Origin of the sequence: Nitrosomonas sp., assembly GCF_043753625.1 — a bacterium.
In the GTDB taxonomy this organism is placed as follows: domain Bacteria; phylum Pseudomonadota; class Gammaproteobacteria; order Burkholderiales; family Nitrosomonadaceae; genus Nitrosomonas.
Map to the genome: position 1 here is coordinate 1 of NZ_JAYUWI010000048.1, position 5,842 is coordinate 5,842.

Annotated in this window: 7 protein-coding genes; 5 read left to right on the plus strand and 2 right to left on the minus strand. The window is 42.0% G+C overall.

Annotation, left to right across the window (positions count from 1 at the left end):
- The 5 genes from ACH10T_RS04550 to rpmE form a co-directional block, all read left to right on the plus strand.
- The coding region (locus ACH10T_RS04550; RefSeq protein WP_394808138.1) for an ABC transporter permease at positions 1-1,584 on the plus strand (1,584 nt) is incomplete at its 5' end.
- 4 nt (positions 1,585-1,588) lie between these two features.
- Positions 1,589-2,644, plus strand: coding sequence for an ABC transporter ATP-binding protein (locus ACH10T_RS04555; RefSeq protein WP_394808139.1), 1,056 nt, complete (start codon positions 1,589-1,591; stop codon positions 2,642-2,644).
- Between the two features lie 226 nt (positions 2,645-2,870).
- Positions 2,871-3,197 (plus strand): thioredoxin TrxA, encoded by a 327-nt coding sequence (gene trxA / locus ACH10T_RS04560; protein WP_394808140.1) that lies wholly within the window; start codon positions 2,871-2,873, stop codon positions 3,195-3,197.
- A 147-nt stretch (positions 3,198-3,344) separates the two neighbouring features.
- Positions 3,345-4,604: a transcription termination factor Rho gene (rho, locus tag ACH10T_RS04565; protein ID WP_394808141.1), complete on the plus strand. Its 1,260-nt coding sequence runs from the start codon at positions 3,345-3,347 to the stop codon at positions 4,602-4,604.
- Between the two features lie 94 nt (positions 4,605-4,698).
- Positions 4,699-4,911: a 50S ribosomal protein L31 gene (rpmE, locus tag ACH10T_RS04570; protein ID WP_394808142.1), complete on the plus strand. Its 213-nt coding sequence runs from the start codon at positions 4,699-4,701 to the stop codon at positions 4,909-4,911.
- 116 nt (positions 4,912-5,027) lie between these two features.
- Here rpmE and ACH10T_RS04575 read toward each other — a convergent pair whose 3' ends face one another.
- Entirely contained in the window at positions 5,028-5,351 is a 324-nt protein-coding gene (locus ACH10T_RS04575; RefSeq protein WP_394808143.1) for a cupin domain-containing protein, read from the minus strand.
- An 84-nt stretch (positions 5,352-5,435) separates the two neighbouring features.
- A complete protein-coding gene (locus ACH10T_RS04580) occupies positions 5,436-5,579 on the minus strand; it encodes a hypothetical protein (protein ID WP_394808144.1) in 144 nt (47 codons plus the stop codon).
- Between the last annotated feature and the right edge of the window lie 263 nt (positions 5,580-5,842).

Below are 5,842 nucleotides of genomic sequence, written 5' to 3' on the forward strand. Positions count from 1 at the left end.
GTTCCTTTTGTAGCGGCAGCATTGGTGCTGGCGCCTGTTGGCGTGATCGTTTCATCTTTTTTTGTGCCTGCCAGTGATATCTGGCAGCATCTGGTTGAGACCACGCTTCCCCTATTGCTAATTAATACGCTTTGGCTTGCATTGGGCGTGATCATTGGAACTGGGTTACTGGGTATCAGTCTGGCTTGGTTTACGGCTGTTTATGAATTTCCCGGCCGCCGTTTTTTTTCCTGGGCATTGTTACTACCACTGGCAATACCTGCTTATGTGACAGCATTTGTTGCATTGGGTCTGTTTGATTTTACCGGTCCTATACAAACCACACTACGTGCATGGCTGGATTCCGATTTATCCTGGTTTCCGGATATACGTAGCAGAGCAGGGGTCATCATTGTTATGACTCTGGCTTTTTATCCTTATGTGTATTTACTGGCAAGGAATGCTTTCTTGAGCCAGGGAAAACGTTCTCTGGAAGTAGCGCAATCTCTCGGTTTAAACCGTAAACAAGGTTTCTTCAAGGTGGTGTTGCCGATGGCGCGTCCCTGGATAGCTGGGGGTATTATGCTGGTTCTGATGGAGACATTGGCAGATTTCGGTACTGTTTCGGTGTTTAATTACAATACATTTACGACAGCTATTTACAAGGCATGGTTTAGCATGTTTTCGCTGCATGCAGCTTCTCAGCTGGCTTCCTTGCTAATTGTTATTGTTTTTGTCGTGATTGTTCTGGAGCAGCAATTCAGGTCACGCATGCGCTATGCTGAAAATAAGAGAACTGAGCGGGCGCAACGTATTCAGCTCACAGGCTGGCATAATTGGGTGGTTATCGGTTTTGTTCTATGCGTATTATTTTTGGCATTTTTGTTACCGGTCATGCAATTGTGTATTTGGGCCGTACAGTCGTTTACACAAGATTATGACGTAGCGCGGTACTTGGAATTTCTCTGGCATTCATTATCATTGTCTGGTTTGGCAGCTTTGTTGATCTGCTTGGTTGTGATTACCATGGTTTATGCGGCGCGGCGTTATCCTGGCCCAGCTACGCGGTATGCAGTGCGAACCGCAACCATCGGTTATGCATTGCCCGGGGCAGTTTTGGCAATTGGCGTGTATGTGCCACTTACTTGGCTGGATGGGCAGCTCAGTGAATTAGCGCTGCGCTGGTTCCGGATTGAAACGGGACAACTGATTCAAGGTACACTGATTACGATGTTAATTGCCTATTTGATACGGTTTATGGCAGTCAGCCATTATCCCATTGATGGCGCCATGCAACGCATTACACATAGCATCGATGAGGCGGCAATGAGCCTCGGACTGCATGGCTGGGCAATGATCAGAAAAGTGCATGTTCCGATATTGAAATCGGGTATTTTTACGGCTGCTACTTTAGTGTTCGTTGATGTCATGAAGGAAATGCCGATTACGCTGATGACGCGTCCATTCGATTGGGATACGCTGGCTGTTCGGATTTTTGAGATGACTTCAGAAGGACAATGGGAGCAAGCGGCTTTGCCTGCTGTAACGCTAGTGCTGGCTGGATTGATACCGATTTTCTTATTTATGCGTCAAACTGAAAAGTAAATTGATGAGTACCGTACTGCTGCAACTTAACAATGTCCGGCAAGCTTATGGCGAGCAAGTCGTTATTCATGATTTATCCCTGGTATTGCAAAAAGGGACTATCGGTTGTTTGTTGGGCCCAAGTGGTTGTGGTAAGACTACCGCATTACGGTGTATCGCTGGTTTCGAGCCGGTGTCCGCAGGAGAGATTCTACTCAATGGTGTTTGTGTGAGTGGTGCGGGATTTTTTGTACCGCCGGAACAAAGGCGGATTGGTATGGTTTTTCAGGATTACGCGCTATTTCCTCATCTGGATGTGGCTACCAATATTGGTTTCGGCTTGCATCGGTTAACCAGAGCGGAATGCGAACGGCGTGTTGATGAGTTGTTGCAGGTTGTGCAACTAACCAATGTATCCAAAAAATATCCGCATGAATTATCAGGTGGCCAACAACAGCGCGTAGCCCTTGCGCGTGCGCTGGCGCCTAAACCAGAATTGCTGTTGTTGGACGAGCCTTTTTCCAATCTGGATGTCAGTTTGCGTGAACGCTTAAGCATGGAAGTGCGAGAAATTCTTAAGGATCATGGAATTACGGCTATACTGGTAACCCATGATCAAGCAGAGGCATTTGCGATAGCCGATGAGATTGGTGTTATGCACCAAGGTGAGATTCAGCAATGGGACACAGCTTTTAATCTTTATCATCGCCCGGTAAATCGTTTTGTGGCAAATTTTGTCGGTCAAGGCGTATTTCTTCCAGGTCGAGTCATTAACGCTCAGCAGGTTGAGATTAAACTGGGAATTTTAACTGGCGAAATTCCACAACTCTGCGATAGTGGTTGCAAGGTAGACGTGTTAGTGCGTCCAGATGATATTGTTCACGATGATGCCAGTCCGTTGCAGGCAACAGTTATTCACAAAGCATTTCGCGGCGCAGAGATTTTATATACATTGCGCCTTGCTGATGGATCTAAGGTACTAGCGTTAGTGCCTAGCCATCATAATCATGTGATTGGTGAGAAAATAGGCATCAAGCTTGAAGCAGATCATATCGTGGCATTCCATCAATCAACGCAGTGACCGCCCATTTTAAATTAAATCCATTTTTTGTAGAAACTTTGCCCAATTTGTTTTTCTGGATGCATTTTAAAAAAATGATGCTTCCCTTTTAACAATTTTTTCTATAGCATAGTGTGTATACCTTTCTTTTACAGCTCTATTCCAAGCAATCCCGTAAACCAATCTCTGAGATAATGTTAGGGTTTACTAATTAATCTTAAAACTGAATAATTTGAATGAGGATTATATGAGTCAGCATATTCATTACGTTACCGATGCTAATTTTGATGCGGAAGTTTTACAATCGACAATTCCTGTACTGGTTGATTACTGGGCAGAATGGTGTGGTCCGTGCAAGATGATAGCGCCGATACTCGATGAAGTTGCAGGTGAATATGGAGAACGCCTTAAAGTGGCCAAACTCAATATTGATGAGAATCAAATAACGCCACCAAAATATGGCATTCGCGGTATTCCGACATTGATGCTATTTAAGAACGGAAATATTGAGGCGACTAAAGTCGGGGCATTATCGAAATCACAATTAACAGCATTTATTGACAGTCATATTTAAACCCGCTAGCCTTATACGATTAGTAGATTTGTGGGTGATACAGATTTGTAAAAGACCACATCTCATATTTAATTATCCCGTCCGTAACAACTTTCCTCCCAGCATCACTATCTTTCAAGTAAGTATTCTTTTTTCACGAGCTTCTTCATGCGTTTATCCGATCTAAAAAACCTACATGTAACTGAATTAGTAAAAATGGCCATCGAAAATGAAATTGATGGCGCTAACCGAATGCGAAAGCAGGATCTAATTTTTGCATTGCTTAAAAATCAGGCGCGTAAAGGTGAGAATATTTATGGCCATGGAACACTGGAAGTATTACAGGATGGGTTTGGTTTTTTACGTTCTCCAGACACCTCGTATTTGGCCGGTCCTGATGATATTTATATTTCTCCCAGTCAAATCAGACGTTTTAATCTGCATACCGGCGATTCAATCGATGGCGAAATTCGCCCTCCCAAGGATGGTGAACGTTATTTTGCGTTGGTAAAAGTTGATAAAGTTAATAACGAGCCTCCAGAGAATTCCAAACAGAAAATCTTGTTTGAGAATCTGACGCCATTATTTCCTGATGAGCGATTGATACTTGAACGTGACATTAAGGCTGAGGAGAATATTACAAGCCGTATTATTGATTTGATTGCGCCTATCGGTAAAGGTCAGCGAGGTTTACTAGTTGCTAGCCCAAAATCAGGTAAAACCGTGATGTTGCAACACATTGCACATGCCATTGCAGCTAATTATCCAGATGTAATTCTGATTGTGTTGCTGATTGATGAACGCCCCGAAGAGGTAACAGAGATGATCCGCTCTGTCAGGGGCGAAGTGATTTCTTCAACTTTTGATGAATCAGCCATGCGACATGTGCAAGTGGCTGACATGGTGATTGAGAAAGCTAAGCGCTTGGTTGAGCATAAGAAAGATGTCGTCATATTGCTTGATTCGATCACGCGACTGGCGCGTGCTTATAATACGGTGGTGCCCGCTTCTGGTAAGGTGCTAACCGGTGGTGTGGATGCAAGTGCACTGCAACGACCTAAACGTTTCTTTGGAGCTGCCCGAAATGTCGAAGAAGGCGGATCGCTGACTATTATTGCAACAGCGTTGATTGATACAGGATCACGCATGGATGACGTAATTTATGAAGAATTCAAGGGTACTGGCAATATGGAAATTCATCTTGATCGGAAAATGGCTGAAAAAAGGATTTATCCAGCAATTAATGTGAATCGATCAGGTACTCGTCGAGAAGAATTGCTAATTCCTCCAGAAATTTTGCAAAAGATATGGGTATTACGTAAATTACTGCATCCAATGGACGATATGGATGCTATGGCATTTTTGCTGGATAAAATTAAAGCGACTAAGAATAATTCAGACTTCTTTGATTCTATGAGACGAGTTTAGGAATAGATTTCGTAGTTGCACCGATACGTACATTAAAGGATAATAAACGGTTTTTAATTTCCCTTTAGGGTTGAGATAATTAAGGATATTGGCCATGAAAGCAGACATTCATCCAGACTACCAGGAGATAACCGTAACTTGCAGTTGCGGTAGTGTTTTTAATACACGCTCGACCATGAATAAACCTCTGAATATAGAGGTGTGTTCGCTTTGCCACCCGTTTTATACTGGTAAGCAGAAAATTGTAGATACTGCGGGTAGAGTTGAGAAATTCCGGCAGAAATACAGCAAGCCAGCGCCAAAATAATCACCGATATAATGTCATGGTGTATTGTTCGCCCTTTTTATTTTCAATTTGCACTGTTGCTTGCATAAACCGGATACTTTTAATTATTCAGGCATCTGATTCGAGTTCGAATAATGCTATCGATAGTGCACAGCAAGCCAGATAGTTTCGTTATCGGGATCCGTCCATGCAACTCTGTGTTTCTTGTGAGCGGGGATATTAATGAAGTCTCCCTCATTAAGTTGCACTGACGTTCGATCTTCAAAAGACAATACAGCTTTCCCTTTTAAAACCATAACCCATTCATTCTTTTCCTGATCATACCAATCAGATGCAGGCGATTTTTGGCCTTTTGAAATGATTTTTTCTATCATTACCGCATCATTCTTAATAAGAAGTTCAAAGAACTCTTCTTTTCCTAAGTTTAGAGGAGTTTTAGAGAAAATATTTTGTGATTTCATTCTTGATATAAGTATTACACATATCGTTTTTTTTACTGATTAATTTCATGACCCAGTACGAATGGGTACTGAGTGATTCCCCATTTATTGTGCAGCATGCTCTGTCACTATGCAAATACCGCAATGCTCAATCGCTATTTCAACATCGTGAGTACTTAATAAACCTGGCTCGTATTCAAAGGGTTGAATCTTTCCACCCGCTTCAAGTGCTGCATATGCTTTAATCATTAGTTTTTCTCTCGAGATAATTTATCATTTAATTGTTATGTCATTAAAATAAAAAATGTATTCAGTACATTAAGTTTATGATTCATTATTTACTGATGATAAACTGTTATTTTGGTAGGGAGTCCTGAAGGTTGAATTAGTTTTAAAAATACTTCAAGTAATAATAGGCTCTGTAGCAATTAATTGTTGAATTGATAGTCGAATAGGCATGGGAACGTAGAAGAAGAGGTATGCATCATGAAAGCATCTGAATTCAAAGATTG

Excerpts from the sequence above, each read along its gene's own strand:
- ACH10T_RS04555 (WP_394808139.1), top strand. The coding sequence starts at position 1,589 with ATGAGTACCGTACTGCTGCAACTTAACAATGTCCGGCAAGCTTATGGC.
- trxA (WP_394808140.1), top strand. The coding sequence starts at position 2,871 with ATGAGTCAGCATATTCATTACGTTACCGATGCTAATTTTGATGCGGAA.
- rho (WP_394808141.1), top strand. The coding sequence starts at position 3,345 with ATGCGTTTATCCGATCTAAAAAACCTACATGTAACTGAATTAGTAAAA.
- rpmE (WP_394808142.1), top strand. The coding sequence starts at position 4,699 with ATGAAAGCAGACATTCATCCAGACTACCAGGAGATAACCGTAACTTGC.
- ACH10T_RS04575 (WP_394808143.1), bottom strand. The coding sequence starts at position 5,351 with ATGAAATCACAAAATATTTTCTCTAAAACTCCTCTAAACTTAGGAAAA.
- ACH10T_RS04580 (WP_394808144.1), bottom strand. The coding sequence starts at position 5,579 with ATGATTAAAGCATATGCAGCACTTGAAGCGGGTGGAAAGATTCAACCC.